Source organism: Aphanothece stagnina RSMan2012 (assembly GCF_046764815.1).
Taxonomy (GTDB): domain Bacteria; phylum Cyanobacteriota; class Cyanobacteriia; order PCC-6307; family Cyanobiaceae; genus NIES-981.
Genome location: NZ_JBKOUC010000003.1, coordinates 25,996 through 44,120, shown reverse-complemented (window position 1 = coordinate 44,120; position 18,125 = coordinate 25,996). Strand labels below are relative to the sequence as shown.

Sequence of the window (18,125 nt, the reverse complement as noted above, 5' to 3'; positions counted from 1 at the left end):
CGGATCGGTCACGGAGCGCGCCGGCATCTGCGCAGCCATCCTCGCCAGTGGGCAAACTGCAGGGGCAACGTCCCTGGAGACGCCGGATGGCCCTGGACCTGAACGACCCGGAGCTCGAGTTCGCCGATCTGGTCACCGCCTATCAGAGCTGGGTGATGGCTGTGATCAACGACGAGAAGCTGGGCGGGGAGCCGATGCTCACCGAGGAGATCGCCGACGACGCCATCAACGCCATGCGCTTCCTTCCCGACGTGGTGACCAGCGCGATCGAGACCACCCTGGCCCGCGTCTATGACGTCGATGCCGAGGAGTTGGCCGCTCTGCTCTACCCGGAAGACTGAGGCCCACCGGTGGCCATCCCGCACCCGCCCCGCCAAGCCTCCCCCTCCACCACCAGCCGGAGGCACCGTCCAGGGCGGGCCGGAGCCACCCTGGCCGCAACCACCGGCCTGCTGCTGCTGAGTGCGCTGGCGGGCTGCACCCCCGGCAACGGCCGGCTGGAGGGCGGGCTCCACACCATCGTGTACGTCGCCATCGGGGTCGAAAGGGCGCCTGACCTGGCCTCCGAGCTGGAGCGGCAGAAGCAGCTCCGCGAGCGGTTCTCCCACCTGCAGCGCTCCTTTCGTGAGGTGCGCCCAGGTGTGCACCTGGAGGTGCTGGTCTTCGACCGCGACCGGTTCGTCGAAGAGATCCGCCGGCGCACCCACAGCGGCCTGGGTCCTGACCTGATGCTGGTGGATGGCCTCACGGCCGAGACCCTCCACCAGAACCAGCTGGTGACCGCGATTGCGGTGCCGAACCCCTCCAGTGAGCTGGTGCGGACGGAACTGATCCCGTACGTGAGGTCGGCGCCGCACCAGTGGTTCGGTCTGCCGGTGGGCCAGGAACCGCAGCTCGCCTGCTTCGATCGGCGTCGCATGGCCCAGGCGCCGGAAACGCTGAGCGCCCTGATGGAGGCCAGCAGCCGCGGTCAGAGCATCGGCCTCACCCTGGATCTGGGCAACCTGGCCTGGACGATGGGAAGCCTGGGGGCTCTCGAGAGCATTGCCCAGGTGAGACGGGGGGCCGCAGCCACCCCCGAACGAATCCAGGCCATCCAGAACTGGCTGGGCTGGCTGCGCAACGCCGATCTGCAGCAGCGGATCAGCTTCGCGGGGTCCCAGGGGGAACTGGTGGAGGGCCTGCGGACGGGGCGCTTCGACTGGATCCACTGCCGCAGTCAGGATGCCTCGCTGCTGCGCAAGGAGCTGGGAAGCCATCTGGCACTGGCGCCGCTTCCCTCAGGCCCGGGCGGGGCCGCCAGCCCGATCTCCACCGTGCGGATGTGGACGTTCGGCCGCAATTCCAGCCCCCGGCAACGGAACGTCGCCAAGGCCCTGGCGCGCTTCACCCTGAACCCTCCGGTGCAACGTGCCTTCACGATCCAGACCCAGGGGCTGCTGCCGGTGAGCCGGGGGGCGACGCTGCCGGTGGCCAGTTCCGCCAACCTGGCGGCCCTGCTGGCCGCCCAGCGCCAGGCCAGCGAGGCCCAGAACCTCACCGAAGAGCTGATCGCCCTGAGGACAGAGAAGAACGCGCTGAACAAGATCCTCACGCAGTTCCGCTACGGCGAACTGGACAGCGCCAGCGCCACCGACGCCCTGATCAAGATCCTCCGCCAGAAGCCCCATGAATGAACTGCTGCTCGAGAGCGCGGGGTGGGTGGGGTACCTGGAGCGCCCCGATGTGCTGCTGCAGTTGGCGGGGGCGGTGCTGACTGTCATCGTCTACTACTGGCTCGGCCGCCGGCTGGGGGGGGCACCGCACGGCCTGCGACTGCGTCGTCAGGCCCTGCTGGGAAGCCTGGCCCTGTTCGCCCTGCTGCTGGCGCTCCTGGCCCGGCCCCACCGGCTGCTGGTCGTGATCCTGCTGCTCTCCGCCGGCTGGTTCGGGCTCGGAATGCTGCGGCGCCGGCTGCACCACACCATGCCTGCCCAGCAACTTCAGCAACTCGATATCGGCCTGCTGCGGCCGCTGTATCTGCTGATCGCCTTTGGCCTGATGATCAGGGAGGTGGATGCACCCCGGAATCTGGCGCTGATCTCCCTGGGTTCCTGGTTCGGCACCGAAGTGACGGCCGGCCAGGTCTTCCTCGCCGCCCTGGTGCTGTATCTGCTGCTGATGGGTTCAGGGCCTCCCACCCATGCCCTGGCTCAGCTGGCGCAGCGGGTGATCGGAATCAGCGACAGCGGGCGTCGCGCCCTGGCGCTGCTGCTGCAGTACTCGGTCGTGGCGGTGGGGATCATCTGGACCCTCGATCAGATCGGCTTCAACCGCACCGCGATCCTGGCGGTGGCCGGGGGACTGTCGGTGGGACTGGGCTTCGGGATCAAGGAAGTCTTCTCCAACTTCATCAGCGGGCTGTGGCTGCTGTTCGAGGGATCGGTGCGACCCGGCGATGTTCTGTTCGTCGAGGGCGACCCCTGTGAGGTGCGCCGCCTGGGCCTGCGGGCCGCCGTGCTCTGGCGCGACCGGGACAACGCCGAGCTGGTGATCCCGAACCAGACGTTCTTCACCACCACCATGACCACCTACACCGGCACCGATCGACTCCGTCGCGGCCAGGTGCTCGTCGGGGCGGCCTACCAGCATGATCCGGCGGAGGTGATCCGCCTGCTGGAGCAAACCGCATCCGAGGTCTCCGGCGTGCTCAGCAGCCCGCCGCCGAAGGGGTTGGTGCTGGGCTATGGCGACTCGGCGATCGAGTACGCCCTCCGCTTCTGGATCACCGATCCGATGACCAACATCTCGATCAGCAGCGCCGTGAGCACGGCGGTATGGCAGAACTTCCGCCGGGAGGGAATCTCCATCCCCTTCCCGCAGCGCGTGCTGCACCAGGCTGAGGCGAGCGCTGCCGATCCGGCGTCTTCAAGCGACGCTTCAGCCGACTCTTGAACCGACGCTTCAACCGACAGCAAGCCCGCTCAGGTCGCGAAGCCGTAGCTGCTCAGATCGGAGGAGCCGGCAATCCCGCGAACCACGAAATCCGCCAGTCTTCCGCTGGTTCGGGATGTGGGGTGGACATCGTCGAGGAAGCGGGGGGCGGCCACGCTCTGCCAGGCCTTGAACCCATCCACCACGAGCACGTCATCGTCACGGCCGGGCGCATTGAAACGGCGTTCCAGCCTGCGGTTCACCCGGCGGGCGGTGCTGTCGATGAAGCGCAGGAACGCCTCCTCGAGGGAGGGTGAGAAGCGGGAGGCCACCCGCTGCAGGTAAGGCGTTGCACTCAGAGGGGCGAGGCCCACGATCAGGGTCTCATCCACCTGACCGGTGATCGTGTCGACCGATCGCCGCACGTTGGCCGCGATCCGCCGGGCTGTGCGGTCGCGCAGGCGGCGGTTGTCCCGTTGACCGGGGCTCCTGAGGACCTTCAGCAGGGCCCTCGGGCGGTGCGCCAGATCCGTGAGGTCATTGCTGCCGGCGATGATCAGCGCATCCAGATCGTCCCGGGCCGGCAGCGTGGAGCTGGCGAGCCGGGCCTGGGACAGCAGACCGAGCGGGAAGGGGGCCAGTCCGGCGCGACGGGAGCCCGCCAGACCCGATGTGGCTCCGGCATAGGCGTAGTTGAGGAGCTGGGGTGCCGGGCCGCCGCTGCCGAAGATCAGCCTGGCCGGCAGATCGAGCAGGTTCACCCGCTCGATGGAGTTCAGACGGGCACCGAGCCGGCGGGCGATCTGCTCGGCGAACACCGGGCCGTCGGAGGCCTTGACGTTGCCGCCGCGGTCATAGATCCGCTCCTCGAAGGGATCCTGACCCACCAGCCGGGCCAGCTCGTCGAGGTTGCCCGTATCCACCAGGCTGTCGCCCAGCATCACCAGGGAGGTCGTCATCGCTCGGCGCCACGGAACGGCATCGCAACGTCATGATGGGGCCATGCCTGGCGTGCCTGCCGCACCAACCGCCCTGCTCGGCCAGGCCCACGCCACGCCGGCGGTCGACCTGCTCAAAGCCCTGGAGAGTGACCCTGGGCAGGGACTCCCCGGCGGGGAAGCCGAGCGGCGCCTGGAGGCGTGGGGGGCCAACCGGTTCGAGCACCGGGAAGCCCAGCCGGCCTGGCGGCGCTTCCTCGGCCAGTTCAACGATCCGCTGCTCTACACCCTGCTGGGGGTGGGAACCGTGAAGCTGCTGCTGGGAGAACCCGGCGAGGCCTGGGTGATCTGGAGTGTCACCCTGATCAATGCGGTGATCGGCTACATCCAGGAGCACCGGGCGGAAACCGCCATCGCCGCCCTGGCGCTGGCGGTGCGCACGGAGGTGGAGGTGGTCCGTGATGGCCTCCGCCAGCGGCTCGACTCGGAGGAGCTGGTCCCCGGCGATGTGGTGCTGCTGGATGCCGGAGACAAGGTGCCGGCCGATCTGCGCCTGCTCGAGGCGCGCAGCCTGCAGGTCGACGAATCGGCCCTCACCGGCGAATCCCTGCCGGTGCCGAAGGGCACCGCGCCAGTGCCATCCCCGTCAGCGGTCGCCGAGCGCAGCGGCATGGCCTACGCCGGCAGCCTGGTGACCGCGGGCCAGGGGCGCGGTCTGGTGGTCGCCACCGGAAACGGCACCGAGGTGGGGCGCATCTCCCGCTCGCTCGCGGAACAGGTGAACCTGAGCACGCCCCTGACCCGGAAATTCCGCGGGTTCACCCGCACCCTGCTGCAGCTCGTGGTGGTGCTGGCCGGCCTGACCTTTCTGGTGGGCGTGGCCCGTGGCCGCGAAGCCGCCGAGATGTTCGACGGCGCCGTGGCCCTGGCCGTGGGAGCCATCCCCGAGGAACTGCCGGCCATCGTCACGATCACCCTGGCCATCGGGGTCAACCGCATGGCGCGCCGCAATGCCATCGTGCGCAAGCTGCCGGCGGTGGAGGCCCTGGGCAGCACCACGGTGATCTGCTCGGACAAGACAGGCACCCTCACCCAGAACCGGATGACGGTGCAGGAGGTCTACGCCGGCGGCGAGCGCCTGAGCCTCGACCGCCTCTGGCCGGGCACGGAGGGCAGGAGCGGGGTCGCCGATCCCCTCAGCCGGAACGTGGCCCTGCAGGAAACCCTGCTGGCCGGCCTGCTCTGCAACGACGCCCGAGCCAGCCACCGGGAGGGGCTGGTGGGGGATCCCACCGAGACAGCCCTGCTGCGCGCCGCCGAGACGGTGGGTCTGGACCGACGCGCCGCCCTGGAGGACCATCCGCGACGGGACGCGATTCCGTTCGCCTCCGAGCAGCAGTTCATGGCCACCCTGCATGGCGATCAGCGGATCCTGATGAAGGGAGCCGTGGAAGCCGTGCTGGAGCGCTGCAGCCACCAGCTCGGGGCCGATGGCCGCCGTGAACCGCTGGATCGCGAAGCCATCGAGACCGCCGTCCGTGCCATGGCCCGCCAGGGTCAACGGGTGCTGGCGTTCGCCATCGGCCGCGCACCGGCCGAACAGGAGCGGCTGGTGCACGGACAGCTGGCCGGCCAGCTGGAGTTTCTCGGGTTGCAGGGCATGCTCGATCCGCCCCGACCGGAGGCCCAGGCCGCCGTGCTGGCCTGCCAGCAGGCGGGCATCACGGTGAAGATGATCACCGGCGACCATCTGGAAACCGCCCGCTCGATCGCCACCCAGCTGGGGCTGGCCACCGGCCGCCCGGTCCGGGCTGTGGAGGGCCGGGACCTGGAGGGGCGCAGCGAGGCCGAGCTGCGACAGCTCGCCCGGGACACGGACGTGTTCGCCCGGATGGCTCCGCTTCAGAAACTCGCGTTGGTCAAGGCCCTGCAGGCCGAGGGGGCCGTGGTGGCGATGACGGGGGATGGGGTCAACGACGCGCCGGCGCTCAAGCAGGCCGACATCGGCATCGCCATGGGCAAGGGCGGCACCGAGGTCGCCCGCGAAGCCGCCGACATGCTCCTCACCGACGACAACTTCGCCACGATCGAGGCGGCCGTGGAGGAAGGCCGGGGTGTCTACCTCAACCTGCGCAAGACGCTGGCCTTCGTGCTGCCCGTCAACGGCGGCGCTTCGATGACCATCCTGCTCGGCGCCCTGCTGGGGCTGGAGCTGCCGGTCACCGCGCTGCAGGTGCTGTGGCTGAACATGGTGTCCGCCCTGACCCTGTCCGTGCCGCTGGCCTTCGAACCGCGGCCCCCGCAGCTGATGAGCCAGCCACCGCGCTCCCCGCACCAGCCGCTGCTGAGCGCTGGCCTGGTGCGTCGGGTGCTGCTGGTGTCGGCGTTCTACTGGGTGCTGATCTTCGGGGTGGTGCTCGGGGCCGAAAGCCAGGGAGCCGATCTGGATCTGGCCCGCACGATGGCGATTCAGGCCCTGGTGCTCGCCCAGGTGGTGTACCTGCTGAGCATCAGCCAGGTGAGCAAGGGCAGCTGGCAGCAGTGGCAGCAGGTACCGCTGCTGCTGGGCGGGATCGTCACGGCGCTGCTGTTGCAGGTGGTGTTCAGCCAGACGGAGTGGATGAACGGGTTCTTCGACACCGAACCTCTCAGCAGCCAGCAGTGGCTGGTGTGCGGCCTGGCCCCTCTGGCCATGGTGCCGGTGGCCTGGCTGAGCGAGAAGCTCTGCCCCACCACCGGCGTTGCCGGCTGAGGATCTCCCACCCCAGGCGGCCTGAAGCCGGGGCCCCTCAGGCCGCGTCGTCGTGCGCGAAGCGGGAGTAGAGGAACTCGAGCGCGTGGTTGCGCAGCTCGTAGTAACGCGGGTCTTCCATGATGTCCTCCCGGTTGCGGGGACGGGGGAACCCGATGGTCATCACCTCGCCGATCCCGGCGGCGGGGCCGTTGGTCATCATCACCAGCCGATCGGCCAGGAACAGGGCCTCATCGATGTCGTGGGTGATCATCAGCACGGTGCACTTCTGGGTGTTCCAGATGTTCAGCAGCTCCTCCTGAAGCTCCTCCTTGGTGATGGCATCGAGGGCTCCGAAGGGCTCATCGAGGATCAGCACCTCCGGTCGGATCGCCAGGGCCCGGGCGATCGCCACCCGCTGCTTCATCCCACCAGAGATCTGCCCGATCGTCTTCTGGGCAGCCGCCGCCAGGCCCACCAGCTCCAGGTGCTCCATGGCGATCTTCCGTTTCTGCCGTTCCGGCAGCTTCGGGTGCACCGAATCCACGGCCAGGTGCACGTTCTCGTAGGCGGTGAGCCAGGGCAGCAGGGCATAGCCCTGGAACACCACCATGCGGTCGGGGCCGGGCTTCACGATCGGGGCCCCCTTGAGCAGCACCTGCCCGGTGGACGGGGTGGCGAAGCCTGACACCATGTTCAGCAAGGTGCTCTTGCCGCAGCCGGAGTGGCCGATCACGCAGACGAATTCACCCGCCTCGATGCTGAGGTTGATGTTCTCCAGCACCGGGTAAGCACCGCGGGGCGTGAGGTAGGTCTTGCCGAGCGCCTCGAAGCAGAGCAGGGGGCGTGCCGCGGCTGAGCCGGCGGCAGGCTGGCCGATCGGAGTGGTGATCATGGCAGTGGGTGGGGTGGATGGGGGCGGGCGCGGAGCCGGGCCAGGGGACAGGGCGCACAAGGCGCACAGAGGGGGGCAGGCGTGAGGTTCGGCCGCGTCAGGAGGCCATCGGACGCGGGAAGCCGATCGGGATCTCGGCCACGCTGTAGTCGTCGTGGATCCGCAGCCGGTTGAGGTAGCCGATCGGATCGTCGGCTTCGAAGGGAACCCCATCGAAGAGTTCGATCACGCCGCGCTGGTAACTCACGTCCTCCAGGCCCAGCTCCCGGGCGGCGGTGCTGTAGACGCTCACGGCGCACACCCGCTCCAGCACTTCCACGTAGTTGCGGGGGAAGGGAATCTCCCGCCAGCGGGCTAGCTGCGTGAGGATCCAGAGGTGTTCGCTGCGGCTGGGCCGGTTGACGCCGGCGCCGAAGAAGAGCGTGTGCGGCGTGAAGCTGCTCTCCTCCCCGTTGCCGCCAGCGGCACCGAAGCGGATCAGCTCGGGCTTCATCCCCAGGTAGCGCCGGTCGCTCAGCAGCAGGCTCAGCTCGTGCCAGTGGGTCGGGTCGGCGCAGTAGCGGCAAGCCTCCAGCAGCGCCTTGGTGAGGGCGATGTGGGTGTTGGGGTAGGCCAGGGCCCAGTCCTCGCGGACACCGAGCACCTTGCCGGGATGGCCCGACCAGATCTCCAGGTCCCCCACGATCGGGAAGCCGTGGCCTTCCTGGGCCGCCCGCACGTTCCACGGCTCCCCCACGCAGTAGCCGTCGATGGAGCCGTCCTTGAGGTCGGCCAGCATCTGGGCCGGTGGCAGGGTCTGCAGGTACACATCGCGGTCGGGATCGATCGCGTGGGCGGCGAGCCAGTAGCGCAGCAGCAGGTTGTGCATCGAGGCCGGATGCACGATCCCCATGGTGTGGGGCTCCCGGTTCGTGCGCAGCAGGTAGTCGCGGTAGTCGGCCACCGTGCTCACCCCCTGCTCCGCCAGGCGCGACGCCAGGGTGATGCCGTTGCCGTTGCGGCTGAGGGTGAGGGCCGACACGATCGGCGTGGGATCGCCGCCGTGCCCGCCCCCGGTCATCCAGGTGGGCATGCCCGAGGGCATCAGGGCCGCATCGAGGGTGCGATCCAGCAGGCCGTCGGTCACGCCGCGCCAGCTCGTCTCGCGCACGAGAGTCACTTCGTCAAGGCCGTGCTTGGCGAAGAAGCCCTTGGCCTCCGCCACCGCCAGCGGTGCACAGGCCGCCAGCGGGATGAAGCCCAGATCCAGATTCACCTTCTCGAGCCCGTGGCGGGCCACCACCTGGTGCGGCTTGGCCTGCCACTGCTTCACCCGCTTCTGGCGGTTGAGGAAATAGATGATCTCCGAGCGCAGGCTGTAGTAGCTCGGGTGGTGCACCACCTCCAGACGCCGGCGAGGGCGTGGGATGTCCACGTCGAGGATGCCGCCCACCCGGGAACCGGGGCCGTTGGTGAGCATCACGATCCGGTCGGAAAGCAGCACCGCCTCGTCCACGTCGTGGGTCACCATCACCGCGGTGAGGGCGTGGTCGTTGCAGATCTGCATCAGCTTCTCCTGCAGATTCCCCCGCGTGAGTGCATCGAGGGCGCCGAAGGGTTCATCCAGCAGCAGCAGCTTGGGGCGGATCGCCAGGGCGCGGGCGATCGCCACCCGCTGGCGCATGCCGCCGCTGAGTTCCCGCGGCAGCTTGTGGGTGGCCGGGCCCAGGCCCACCATGGCGATGTGCTCGTCCACCAGCTCCTGGCGCTGCTGGCGGCTGAGGTCGGGGTACACCTCGTCGATGGCGAGGGCGATGTTCTCGCTCACCGTGAGCCACGGCAACAGCGAATAGTTCTGGAACACCACCATGCGGTCCGGACCGGGGCGCTGCACCCGATCGCCATCCACCAGCACCACCCCCTCGGAGGGGTGATCAAGACCGGCCAGCATGTTGAGCAGCGTGCTCTTGCCACAGCCGGAATGGCCGATCAGGGAGATGAATTCACCCGTTCGAATCTCCAGGTCGATTCCCTGGAGCGCGAGGTAAGTGTTTCCAGCAGCAAGGGGAAAGGTCTTGGCAAGTTCCTGAACCTGAACAAGGGATGGGGGGGTCATCGGAAGGCAGTGCAAGAGGAACAAATCACAGGGGCCTCTGGCCGCTTCACTGACCCGGACTGATCCGGCTCTGCAACCAGGCCATCAGACGATCGAGCAGGAGTCCGACTCCGCCGATCCACACCACGGCCAGCACGATGTCACTCACGTAGTTCTGCTGATAGGCATCCCAGATGAAGAAGCCGATGCCCACGATGCCGCTCATCACGATCTCCGCCGCGATGATGGCCAGCCAGGCCAGCCCGATCGAAATGCGTAGCCCCGTGAAGATGTAGGGCAAGGCCGAAGGAAGGAGGATCTTGGTGAAGAAACGCCAGCGCGAGATCTGCAGAACGAGAGCCACATTTCTGTAGTCCTGGGGGATCTGGCGCACCCCTTCCGCCGTGTTGATCAGAATCGGCCAGACAGCTGTGATGAAGATCACGAAGATGGCTGCCGGCTGGTTCTTCTGGAACAGCACCAGGGCGATCGGCACCCACGCCAGCGGAGCCACCATGCGCAGGAACTGGAACAGAGGATCGAGCGCCCGGTTCAGGGAGGCATTGAGGCCCACGGCGATCCCCACCCCGATGCCCACGATGGCAGCCAGGGAATAGCCCTGAGCCACCCGGCCCAGGCTGGCCACCGTCTGCCAGAACAGACCCTTGTCCAGGCCGCCGCGGTCGTAGAAGGGGTAGAGCAGCAGCTCCCGGGTGCGCTCGTTGGTCCAGAGGCTGAGGGGCCCGGGCAGCCGGGTGAGCCCCAGGCTGGCGCTGAGCTGCCAGAAGAGAAGAAATCCAGCGATGCCAAGCAGGGGCGGAAGCCACACTTTGCGGTGAGTCTTCCACCACGACAGCCAACCGGCAGGCTGCAAACGAGAGGTGGTCATGAAGGGGTAGTGAGGTGAACGGAGGATCGGGACCTGGCTGATCACAAGGGGCAAGGAAGGGCGCTGAAGCCACCCAGGGTTGCGGCTTCAGCGCAGCAGGATCAGTGCAGCGGGATCAGCGCTTGATCTTCAGGCTGTTCAGGTAGGCCTGCGGGTTCTCGGGATCAAACACCACGCCGTCAAAGAAGGTTTCCTTGCCGCGCGATGATCCTGTGGGAATCTCGGAAGCCGGGAGTCCCAGCTCCTGGGCGGCCTGCCGCCAGAGATCCTCCCGGTTCACCTTGTCGACGATCGCCTTGGCCTGATCAATGCTGGTGAGCTTGCCTGGGTGCATGTTCCAGCGCAGGGATTCCACCAGGAACCAGAGGCTCAGGCCCTTGTAGGGATAGGAGATGACACCGCGTGGGCTGCTCCAGTAGATGGGTCCTTTGAGGGGATCATTCTCCGCCTTCAGGGAGGCCCCCAGCTGATACTGACCTTTCAGAGCCGGCTTGAGAACCTCAACGGGGGTGTTGAAGTAAGCCCGCGAGGAGATCAGCTCAGCCACCTCATCACGGTTCTCCTGCTTGTCGGCCCATTGCTGGGCTTCGATGAGTCCCTTGATCAAAGCAAGGGTGGCCTTGGGATGCTTGTCGACCCAGTCGGCGCGCACCGCAAGGAATTCCTCAGGATGGAAGGGCCAGATCTGGGCCGTGAGGGCCGGGATGTAGCCGATGTTGTCCTTGACGATGCGGAACGGCCAGGGATCACCGGTGGAGAAGGCCTCCATCGTGCCGTTGCGCATGCCCTGCAGTGTTTCGGTGGAGGGCACCGTCAGCAGTTCGATGTCCTTGTCCGGGTCGATGCCACCCGCCGCCAGCCAGTAGCGGATCCACATGTCCTGGTTGGCATTGGGGTAGGTGTGGGCCGCCCGGAACTTGCGCCCCTCCTTCTGGGGGAAGCGCTTGAACACATCCACCTTGGACGAGAGATCAACTCCCAGATCGTCGTTCTTGAGGCTGTTGGACACCGCGATGGCATTGGCCTGGCTGATCAGCTGGGCCAGCACGTACATCGGCACCTTCTTGCCATCGGTGATGATGCCCTCCGTGATCATGTGGGGCATGGGTAGCTGCCATTGGCCACCATCGATGCCTCCGCCTCCGGAGCCGAGAACCACGTTGTCGCGGGCCGCGGGCCAGCTGGCCTGCTTGGCCAGCTCCACCTTGAGCCCGTGCTTGGCGAAGAAACCCTTCTCCACCCCCACCACCAGGGGAGCAGCTTCAAGAATCGGGATATAGCCAAGCTTGATGGTGCCTGTTTCGAGTTTGGCACTGGCAGCCTGATCCACCCCGGTTCCCGGAGAGGCACCCCCACCGGAACCTGTGGGTGGGGTGCCCATGCACCCGGCCAGCAGCAGAGTTGCGGACAGGGAGCCACTGGCAAGCGTGAGAAAACGACGTCGGTTCAGCATGGCGACAGGTAGAAATGAAGGGCACGGGCGAACGAAACCGATGGGCAGACATGATGTTGCCCACGGCCATCACATGAAGCAGGAAGTAAGGAAGCGGCAAGCCATCAAGCGGCAACCCTTGCAGTGGGAAGGCCTTAGGCTCCAAGCTGGGTTCGAACCCTCAGGGGGGAGGTGAACGGGCCAGCAGGACTGGCGTCAACATCACGGTGGCCACGAGGGGTGGCAGGGGAAGGAGGACCATCGGCCGATCAGGGACAGTCCCAGAGCTCGGAAGCCGAGACCCGCATCAGGAGCGCTCCTCCGGCCTGGGTCGCCAGCACACCGGACTGACGGAAATGGGTGAGGGCCTTGGTCACGGTCACCCGGGTCATGCCAGCGATATCGGCCAACTGCTGATGGGTGAGGAGCCTGTCCCCGAACCGCAGCATCACCCCCTGGCTGGTCATGGTGCCGAAGCGGGTGCCGAACCAATCGAGCAGGTGCAGCAACCGTGATTCCGCCGGCCGCACCCGGCTCAGCAACAGCAGAATCGAGGCCTGGCGCAGCTGCCCCTCCAGGAACTCGCGCTCCTGGGTACTGCTGGGCTGCTCTTCCTCCACCACAACGGCGGAGAGGGAGCGCAGCTCCAGGCCTGAGAAACCGATCAGGGCCGGGATCACCAGCTCACCCGGCCCCCACACCCCGAGGGTGAGGGGGTCGCCGCTCGGGCAGCAGCGGGCCAGCCAGACATAACCCTGCTCGATCCGCCAGCCAAGATCGACCGGCAACATCTCACCGGCCCGCAGGTTGAGGCGGAGACAACGACGTGACATGGAGACGGCCATAACGGGACAGCAACAGGAGCAAGGAAAGAAACTGAACGCGACAACAAAGGCACAAAGAATCAGAAGGATCTGCAGACCACAGACCAATGATTCACCGGAAGACTCAACCCTTCAGATGCAGCCGATGGCCTTGAAGACCGTCGGAGTCATGGATGGCGTCACACCGAAGTTGAGTCCGGGAACCTTAAGGCTTTCTTGCGCCATTGCGGCACCCCAAAGCGCCAGGATTACGGATTGGAGGGATAAGCCGGGATGATCAACTGCAGGCCGGAGCACAAGCGATCACATGCTGATGATCTGGTGCTACAAGAATCAGGTTCAGCCATGACCTGCAGCGCCATTACCGCCGCGGCTCCATGCTGAGGGAGGGCACGGCAAAGCCTCTGGCTGCCAGATGGGGTCTCCGGCCTGGCGGCTCCTGCACAGGGGTCGCCCCCGGCCCGGACACGCGGGATCACGTCAAGGTGCGTCCCCAGAGCCCCCCCTGGAGCGCGGAGCCTGGCCAGGCCGCTGGAGCGTCACCTGCTTGCAGACGCGGGAACGGGAGCCGCGCCAACCACGCCACAGCCCACACGAAAAGCCCCGGCTGGGCGCAAGGGCACAGCCGGGGCCAGATGAAGCTAAACGCCGATTCAGCTCGGCTCAGAACTTATGGTCGCGCAGAGCCTCAACCTGATAAATATACGTGATGATGGAGTAGTCGGCATAGTACTTGGCCTCAATCTCACGGGTGATCTTGTCGGCCAGCTCACGGGTGCCGGTAAGAACCTCGATCTTCACATTGGAAAGCGTATGCGACACGCTTGGATCTCCAGTGGAGCGCACATTGCGGCTACCTTCACCACCGGCTGCATTCACCGTGTAACCAGTGGCCCCTGCTGCCTTGATGAGCTTGATGAGCTTCTTGGAAAGGATTTCCTCCCCAACGATCACCAGCTTCCAAACCTGTTGACTCATGACGTAGACCTCCGATTGGTTGTTGCTTTGAAGTTTTAACTACCGGCCATCATTTCGGCAATATTTCGGCGATGCCGATGAAGAGCGGAATGCAGAGCGCGATCGCCACTGGAGTGCCGATGGCGGTGGAGGCGCCAATGTAGGCGGATGGATTGGCGCTGGGGATGCCGGCGCGCAAGGTGGGAGGCCCGGAGATATCAGAGCTGGAAGCAGCGATCACCGCCAGAACCACACAGCCTCCGTAGCTGAAGCCCGTGAGTTGATGGATCACAAGGCCAAGACCGAAGGCGAGAAAGCCATGCACGAACGGCGCGATGAAGGCATACACCGCATACCACTGAGCCACCTTGCGCAGCTCATTCATCCGCTGCGCGGCTTCCATGCCCATGATGATCATCATCACAGAAAGGAAACCACGGAACAGCGGGTTGAAGAACGTCTCGTAAACCGGCTCAGGCTTGGTGAAAATGCCCAGGGCCAGGCCCAGCAGCAGGGCGGTGACAGCCGAGCTCTGCAGACTCTCCTTCACGATCGGCCAGATCTCCACCTTGCCCGAGCTCTTGTCGCCATGGTTGCTGAGGTAGACGCTCGCCACAACGATGGCCGTGACCAAGGCCGGGATATCCATGAAGGGGTAGAGGGCTGCAGTCCAGGGCTCGTAACCCACACCGGCTGTATCGAGCTGGGGCAGAACGGCCGCCAGGGTGGAGCCACTCACGGCGCCGAAGAGGCCTCCTGTGGCCACGGCGTCTGCCACTTTGATTCCAGGTAGCTTCGCCAGGGTGTACCGGGCGATCAGAACGATGATGATTCCCAGGAAGATCGCCGCCAGGGCAGGCAGGAAGATCTCGGCAAGATTGGATTTGCGAATGGCAATGCCACCGGTCAGTCCAATCTTCAGCAGCAGGAAGAAGGTGATGAACCTGTAAATCGAATCAGGAATCGCGAGTTGGCTTCCAAACGAGGCGACCACGATGCCGCCGATCAGGAAGCCAAGCGTTGGAGACTGGAGCTGCTTGATAAAAAGCTCTAAGAAGTCGGACACCTTTGATCCTCTAGGGGTGCTTGCAGTTTTCAGGTTTAGGCTGGAATCCGAACCCTCAGCGAGGAGGGGAACGGGCCAGCAGGACACGCATCAACACGGCATCAACTCCGCAACTCAGGACAAGCATTGACCATCGGGGGTTCAGTGGCACTCCCACAGGTCAGCCACAGGCCGTCGCAGCAACAGGGCACCGTCCTGCTGCCCCGTGATCAACCCGGCCTGACGGAACTGGCTGAGCGCCTTGGTCACGGTGACCCGGGTCATGCCGGCAATGTCGGCCAGTTGTTGATGGGTCAGCGGCCTCTCCCCGAACCGCAACTGCACCCCCTGGCCGGTCATGGTGCCGAAGCGTGTCCCGAACCAATCGAGCAACTGCAGCAACCGGGATTCCGCCGGTCGCACGCGGCTGAGCAACAACAGCATGGCTGACTGGCGCAGCTGGTCCTGGAGAAACTCCTGCTCCATCGCACTCGAGGGCTCCTCCTCCACCACCACCACCGGCGAGAGGGAGCGCAATTCCAGATCCGACAGGCCGACCAGCGACGGGATCACCAACTCGCCCGGTCCCCAGACCCCAAGCGTGAGAGGGTCGGCACCCGCGGTCCAGCGGGCCAACCAGAGATAGCCCTGTTCAAGCCGCCAGCCGATGTTGGCAGGCAACGTCTCACCAGCCCGGAGGCTCAGGCGCAGACAACGACGTGACATGGAGATGACCATCGCGGGGGGAGGTGAGGAATGGAAGCGCAAAGCCTCAGAGAATCAGCACAGGGACAGGACAAGAACTGCCGATGGAAGGCAGAAGCAAAGCTGATGACATCGACGCCTGAAAACCAGTCGAGGGCCCTGAAAGCCCGCCAGAGACATGGAAGGAAGCGCGTATGAAATTTGGTCCGCAAACCTTAGGGCTTGCCTGTGCGGATGTGTCGGCTCAGACCTGCAGGATTCCAGATTGGAACCATAAGGTGGCGTGATCGACGCCAGTCCGGCGTAGTGGCACCCACAGAATTCCGTGTAGCTTTTTATTGAGAACGGCGGGAAGTTTGCCCATAGTGCTTGCTTCCTGGAGGTCAAGCCGCTTGAAGGTCCACTTCAAGCGGTTTTTTTTGCCCTGTCGCCCCGCCCTGGCACAGGCCACCTCCGCTGGCTGACGCTGATCCGGGGTTGCACCAGGTTCAGGGGTTGCACCAGGGGCAGTGCATCGGATCAGCCTCCCGCCTGCCATCCCGACGTGGCTTCAGCTCAGTGCGGCCGCAGGCGGCACAGCCCCAGCGCTCCTGGGCGGTGAGCGACGTGGCGGTGCCGCAGCAGCGGCAAGGCAGACCGGCCAGCGTGCCGGTTCTTCCCCAGCCGGGTGAACCACAGGCTGGGCACAGCTCTCGAAGCCGCCGCACGAGCTGGAATCCCAACCGTCGGATGCTGGCCATCCGGGTGGGATTGCAATGGGCCCGCATGTCGGTTTCCACCAGCACCGCGCCATCGTCCGAAGCGGCAGCGCAGTGGCCCAGGGCCCCCTCCAGATCAGCCCGGCTGCGAATGGCCTTGATGCAGAGCCTGGCAGCGCGCGGACTGGGCTGGGCCGGCCGGGCGATCAGGGCATGGCTCGGGAAGCGCACCTGGTGCAGCCAGGCCGTGAAGGCGGCGCTGGAGAGCTCGGCCGGCCGAACCGTGCGGCTGGCGAAGGTGGTGCGCAGCTCCAGCCGCTGTTCCACCACGGTGAGCTCGCGCTCCAGGTCGATGAACACGAGCACCTCCTGGCCCACCGGCAGGAAGGGCACGGCGGGATGGGGCCCGAAGCTCCCCTCACTGGCGAGGCCCAGCGGGAGCCCGGTGGCGGCCAGTCCGAGCGCAGCCTTGCGGCGGCAGGTGGTCAGAGGGTCGGCCAGCCGCTCGATCTCACCGCTGAAGCTGCCGAGCTGGTCGGTGTCGCAGCCGGCCACGAGCAGCTCAGCCCCGAGCCCATGAAAAAAGGGCCTGGCCAGCACCCGCTCCTTGCCGTGGAGCGTGGTGAGGCAGACCCTGCATCCGGCATAGGGAGACGCCGGCGCCATCCCGGGGCTCAGGAGGGTTGGGGGACGGGGGCCTGCTTGGTGCCGATCACCACCCGCAGCAGGATCGGAGCCAGGAAGGTGGTGCCGATCACCATCAGCAGAATCGCTGCCTCCAGCGCGGGGGTGAGGATGCCGGCCTGGGTGCCGAGGCCCAGAAAGATCAGACCGACTTCACCACGGGGCATCATGCCCAGCCCGACCACCAGGCGGTTGGTGGGTTCCTTGCTGGTGTAGCACCAACCCGCCGCCACCTTGCCCGCCACGGCCACCACCAGGAGAAACACGGCCACGATCAGGCCTTCCCGGTTGGCGGGGTCGAAGGGGTTGAGCACGGACAGATCCATGCCGGTGCCGATCAGCACAAAGAACACGGTGGCGAACAGGGCCACCAGGGGCTTGACCGCTGTGTCGATGTCGTGGGTGTGCTTCGAGGCACTGAGGATCAACCCGGCCGCAAAGGCCCCGAGGGCTGCCTCCAGACCGATGGCCTGGGCCGCAAAACAGCTGAGCGTCAGCACCACGAAACTGGCCACGGCCACATCGCCGGGAGCCTTGAGGCGGTCCACCACCCAGTCGAACCCGGGCGCCGCGGTGCGGCTGAGGAACAGCGCCGCCGCCACGAACACCAGCGCCGCGGCGCAGAGCTTGAGAATCGGACCAATCGTGAAGGCACCACCCCCGGCGAGGGAGACCACCACCGCCAGAATCACGATGCCGAGGATGTCGTCCAGCACGGCCGCGCCGATCACGATCTGGCCCTCCTTGCGCTTGAGCCACTGCAACTCCCCGAACACACTGGCCGTGATCCCGATCGAGGTGGCCGTCATGGCGGCGCCGGCGAACACCGCCGGGATCAAGGGCACATGGAAGATGAAGTAGAGCCCTGCGGTACCGAGCGCAAAGGGCAGCACCACGCCGGTGAAGGCCACCGTGCTCGCCTGCACCCCCACCGCCACCAGCTCGTCGAGTTCACTTTCCAGCCCTGTGAGAAAGAGCAGGGCGAAGAGCCCGATCTGCGACACGGCCTCCAGGCTGGGAAAGGTTTCGCGGTAGATCGAGGCCACCGTGTCCGGGGTGACATCCGCCAGGGAGCCGACCAGCCCCAGAACGGCGGAGCTGAGCTGGGTCTGAGCCTCAGGAGGGAGAACCAGATGCAGGCCGGAGGCGCCGATCAGAACCCCGGCCACCAGTTCCCCGAGGATGGTGGGCAGCTGCAGGCGCACCATCAGCTCGGCCATGGCGCGCGCCGCCACGAAAATCACAAGAAAACGACCGACCCCTATCAGGGTCTCGGCCACTTCAACCTGGTGGCTGCCGACTTCCATCAGCAGCGCGGGCAAGGGATCCATCAGGTGCGG

The 18,125-nt window shown here is 66.2% G+C and carries 15 protein-coding genes; 4 read left to right on the top strand and 11 right to left on the bottom strand.

Features of this window, described 5'->3' with window-relative positions; genetic code table 11:
- The first annotated feature begins 86 nt into the window (after positions 1 to 86).
- From ACLNEE_RS03035 to ACLNEE_RS03025, 3 genes are read left to right on the top strand one after another with little or no spacing between them, the layout of a single operon-like run.
- The gene (locus ACLNEE_RS03035; protein WP_411423794.1) at positions 87 to 341 is read left to right on the top strand and encodes a hypothetical protein; all 255 of its coding nucleotides are present in this window, start codon (positions 87 to 89) and stop codon (positions 339 to 341) included.
- A 9-nt stretch (positions 342 to 350) separates the two neighbouring features.
- Positions 351 to 1,676 (top strand): extracellular solute-binding protein, encoded by a 1,326-nt coding sequence (locus tag ACLNEE_RS03030; RefSeq protein WP_411423793.1) that lies wholly within the window; start codon positions 351 to 353, stop codon positions 1,674 to 1,676.
- Complete coding sequence (locus tag ACLNEE_RS03025) at positions 1,669 to 2,934, top strand: mechanosensitive ion channel family protein (protein ID WP_411423792.1); 1,266 nt, start codon at positions 1,669 to 1,671, stop codon at positions 2,932 to 2,934. Before ACLNEE_RS03030 ends, ACLNEE_RS03025 begins: the two co-directional genes overlap by 8 nt.
- Positions 2,935 to 2,963: 29 nt before the next feature.
- Here ACLNEE_RS03025 and ACLNEE_RS03020 read toward each other — a convergent pair whose 3' ends face one another.
- Positions 2,964 to 3,872 carry an SGNH/GDSL hydrolase family protein gene (locus ACLNEE_RS03020; RefSeq protein ID WP_411423791.1) on the bottom strand — a complete coding sequence of 303 codons (909 nt, stop codon included), beginning with the start codon at positions 3,870 to 3,872 and terminating at the stop codon, positions 2,964 to 2,966.
- A 43-nt stretch (positions 3,873 to 3,915) separates the two neighbouring features.
- Between ACLNEE_RS03020 and ACLNEE_RS03015 the strand changes: the two genes are divergently transcribed.
- A complete protein-coding gene (locus ACLNEE_RS03015; RefSeq protein ID WP_411423790.1) occupies positions 3,916 to 6,603 on the top strand; it encodes a cation-translocating P-type ATPase in 2,688 nt (895 codons plus the stop codon).
- 37 nt (positions 6,604 to 6,640) lie between these two features.
- On the opposite strand, the gene ACLNEE_RS03010 is transcribed toward ACLNEE_RS03015, so the two are convergent.
- From ACLNEE_RS03010 to ACLNEE_RS02965, 10 genes are all read right to left on the bottom strand, one after another.
- Entirely contained in the window at positions 6,641 to 7,477 is an 837-nt protein-coding gene (locus tag ACLNEE_RS03010) for a nitrate ABC transporter ATP-binding protein (RefSeq protein WP_411423789.1), read from the bottom strand.
- 97 nt (positions 7,478 to 7,574) lie between these two features.
- Positions 7,575 to 9,572 (bottom strand): ABC transporter ATP-binding/substrate-binding protein, encoded by a 1,998-nt coding sequence (locus ACLNEE_RS03005; RefSeq protein ID WP_411423806.1) that lies wholly within the window; start codon positions 9,570 to 9,572, stop codon positions 7,575 to 7,577.
- Positions 9,573 to 9,618: 46 nt separating this feature from the next.
- The gene (gene ntrB / locus ACLNEE_RS03000; RefSeq protein WP_411423788.1) at positions 9,619 to 10,440 is read right to left on the bottom strand and encodes a nitrate ABC transporter permease; all 822 of its coding nucleotides are present in this window, start codon (positions 10,438 to 10,440) and stop codon (positions 9,619 to 9,621) included.
- A gap of 115 nt (positions 10,441 to 10,555) precedes the next feature.
- Positions 10,556 to 11,893, bottom strand: coding sequence for a CmpA/NrtA family ABC transporter substrate-binding protein (locus ACLNEE_RS02995; RefSeq protein WP_412006755.1), 1,338 nt, complete (start codon positions 11,891 to 11,893; stop codon positions 10,556 to 10,558).
- Positions 11,894 to 12,141: 248 nt separating this feature from the next.
- Positions 12,142 to 12,705 (bottom strand): Crp/Fnr family transcriptional regulator, encoded by a 564-nt coding sequence (locus ACLNEE_RS02990; RefSeq protein ID WP_411424620.1) that lies wholly within the window; start codon positions 12,703 to 12,705, stop codon positions 12,142 to 12,144.
- 654 nt (positions 12,706 to 13,359) lie between these two features.
- Positions 13,360 to 13,674 carry a P-II family nitrogen regulator gene (locus ACLNEE_RS02985; protein ID WP_411424619.1) on the bottom strand — a complete coding sequence of 105 codons (315 nt, stop codon included), beginning with the start codon at positions 13,672 to 13,674 and terminating at the stop codon, positions 13,360 to 13,362.
- Between the two features lie 49 nt (positions 13,675 to 13,723).
- The gene (locus ACLNEE_RS02980) at positions 13,724 to 14,719 is read right to left on the bottom strand and encodes a sodium-dependent bicarbonate transport family permease (protein WP_411424618.1); all 996 of its coding nucleotides are present in this window, start codon (positions 14,717 to 14,719) and stop codon (positions 13,724 to 13,726) included.
- Between the two features lie 141 nt (positions 14,720 to 14,860).
- A complete protein-coding gene (locus tag ACLNEE_RS02975) occupies positions 14,861 to 15,424 on the bottom strand; it encodes a Crp/Fnr family transcriptional regulator (RefSeq protein ID WP_411424617.1) in 564 nt (187 codons plus the stop codon).
- Positions 15,425 to 15,891: 467 nt separating this feature from the next.
- Positions 15,892 to 16,767: a DUF6671 family protein gene (locus ACLNEE_RS02970; RefSeq protein ID WP_412006754.1), complete on the bottom strand. Its 876-nt coding sequence runs from the start codon at positions 16,765 to 16,767 to the stop codon at positions 15,892 to 15,894.
- Positions 16,768 to 16,775: 8 nt separating this feature from the next.
- Positions 16,776 to 18,116, bottom strand: a complete 1,341-nt coding sequence (locus tag ACLNEE_RS02965) for a cation:proton antiporter (protein WP_411423044.1) — start codon at positions 18,114 to 18,116, stop codon at positions 16,776 to 16,778.
- Between the last annotated feature and the right edge of the window lie 9 nt (positions 18,117 to 18,125).

Excerpts from the sequence above, each read along its gene's own strand:
- ACLNEE_RS03035 (WP_411423794.1), top strand. The coding sequence starts at position 87 with ATGGCCCTGGACCTGAACGACCCGGAGCTCGAGTTCGCCGATCTGGTC.
- ACLNEE_RS03025 (WP_411423792.1), top strand. The coding sequence starts at position 1,669 with ATGAATGAACTGCTGCTCGAGAGCGCGGGGTGGGTGGGGTACCTGGAG.
- ACLNEE_RS03020 (WP_411423791.1), bottom strand. The coding sequence starts at position 3,872 with ATGACGACCTCCCTGGTGATGCTGGGCGACAGCCTGGTGGATACGGGC.
- ACLNEE_RS03015 (WP_411423790.1), top strand. The coding sequence starts at position 3,916 with ATGCCTGGCGTGCCTGCCGCACCAACCGCCCTGCTCGGCCAGGCCCAC.
- ACLNEE_RS03010 (WP_411423789.1), bottom strand. The coding sequence starts at position 7,477 with ATGATCACCACTCCGATCGGCCAGCCTGCCGCCGGCTCAGCCGCGGCA.
- ACLNEE_RS03005 (WP_411423806.1), bottom strand. The coding sequence starts at position 9,572 with ATGACCCCCCCATCCCTTGTTCAGGTTCAGGAACTTGCCAAGACCTTT.
- ntrB (WP_411423788.1), bottom strand. The coding sequence starts at position 10,440 with ATGACCACCTCTCGTTTGCAGCCTGCCGGTTGGCTGTCGTGGTGGAAG.
- ACLNEE_RS02995 (WP_412006755.1), bottom strand. The coding sequence starts at position 11,893 with ATGCTGAACCGACGTCGTTTTCTCACGCTTGCCAGTGGCTCCCTGTCC.
- ACLNEE_RS02990 (WP_411424620.1), bottom strand. The coding sequence starts at position 12,705 with ATGTCACGTCGTTGTCTCCGCCTCAACCTGCGGGCCGGTGAGATGTTG.
- ACLNEE_RS02985 (WP_411424619.1), bottom strand. The coding sequence starts at position 13,674 with ATGAGTCAACAGGTTTGGAAGCTGGTGATCGTTGGGGAGGAAATCCTT.
- ACLNEE_RS02975 (WP_411424617.1), bottom strand. The coding sequence starts at position 15,424 with ATGTCACGTCGTTGTCTGCGCCTGAGCCTCCGGGCTGGTGAGACGTTG.
- ACLNEE_RS02970 (WP_412006754.1), bottom strand. The coding sequence starts at position 16,767 with ATGGCGCCGGCGTCTCCCTATGCCGGATGCAGGGTCTGCCTCACCACG.
- ACLNEE_RS02965 (WP_411423044.1), bottom strand. The coding sequence starts at position 18,116 with ATGGATCCCTTGCCCGCGCTGCTGATGGAAGTCGGCAGCCACCAGGTT.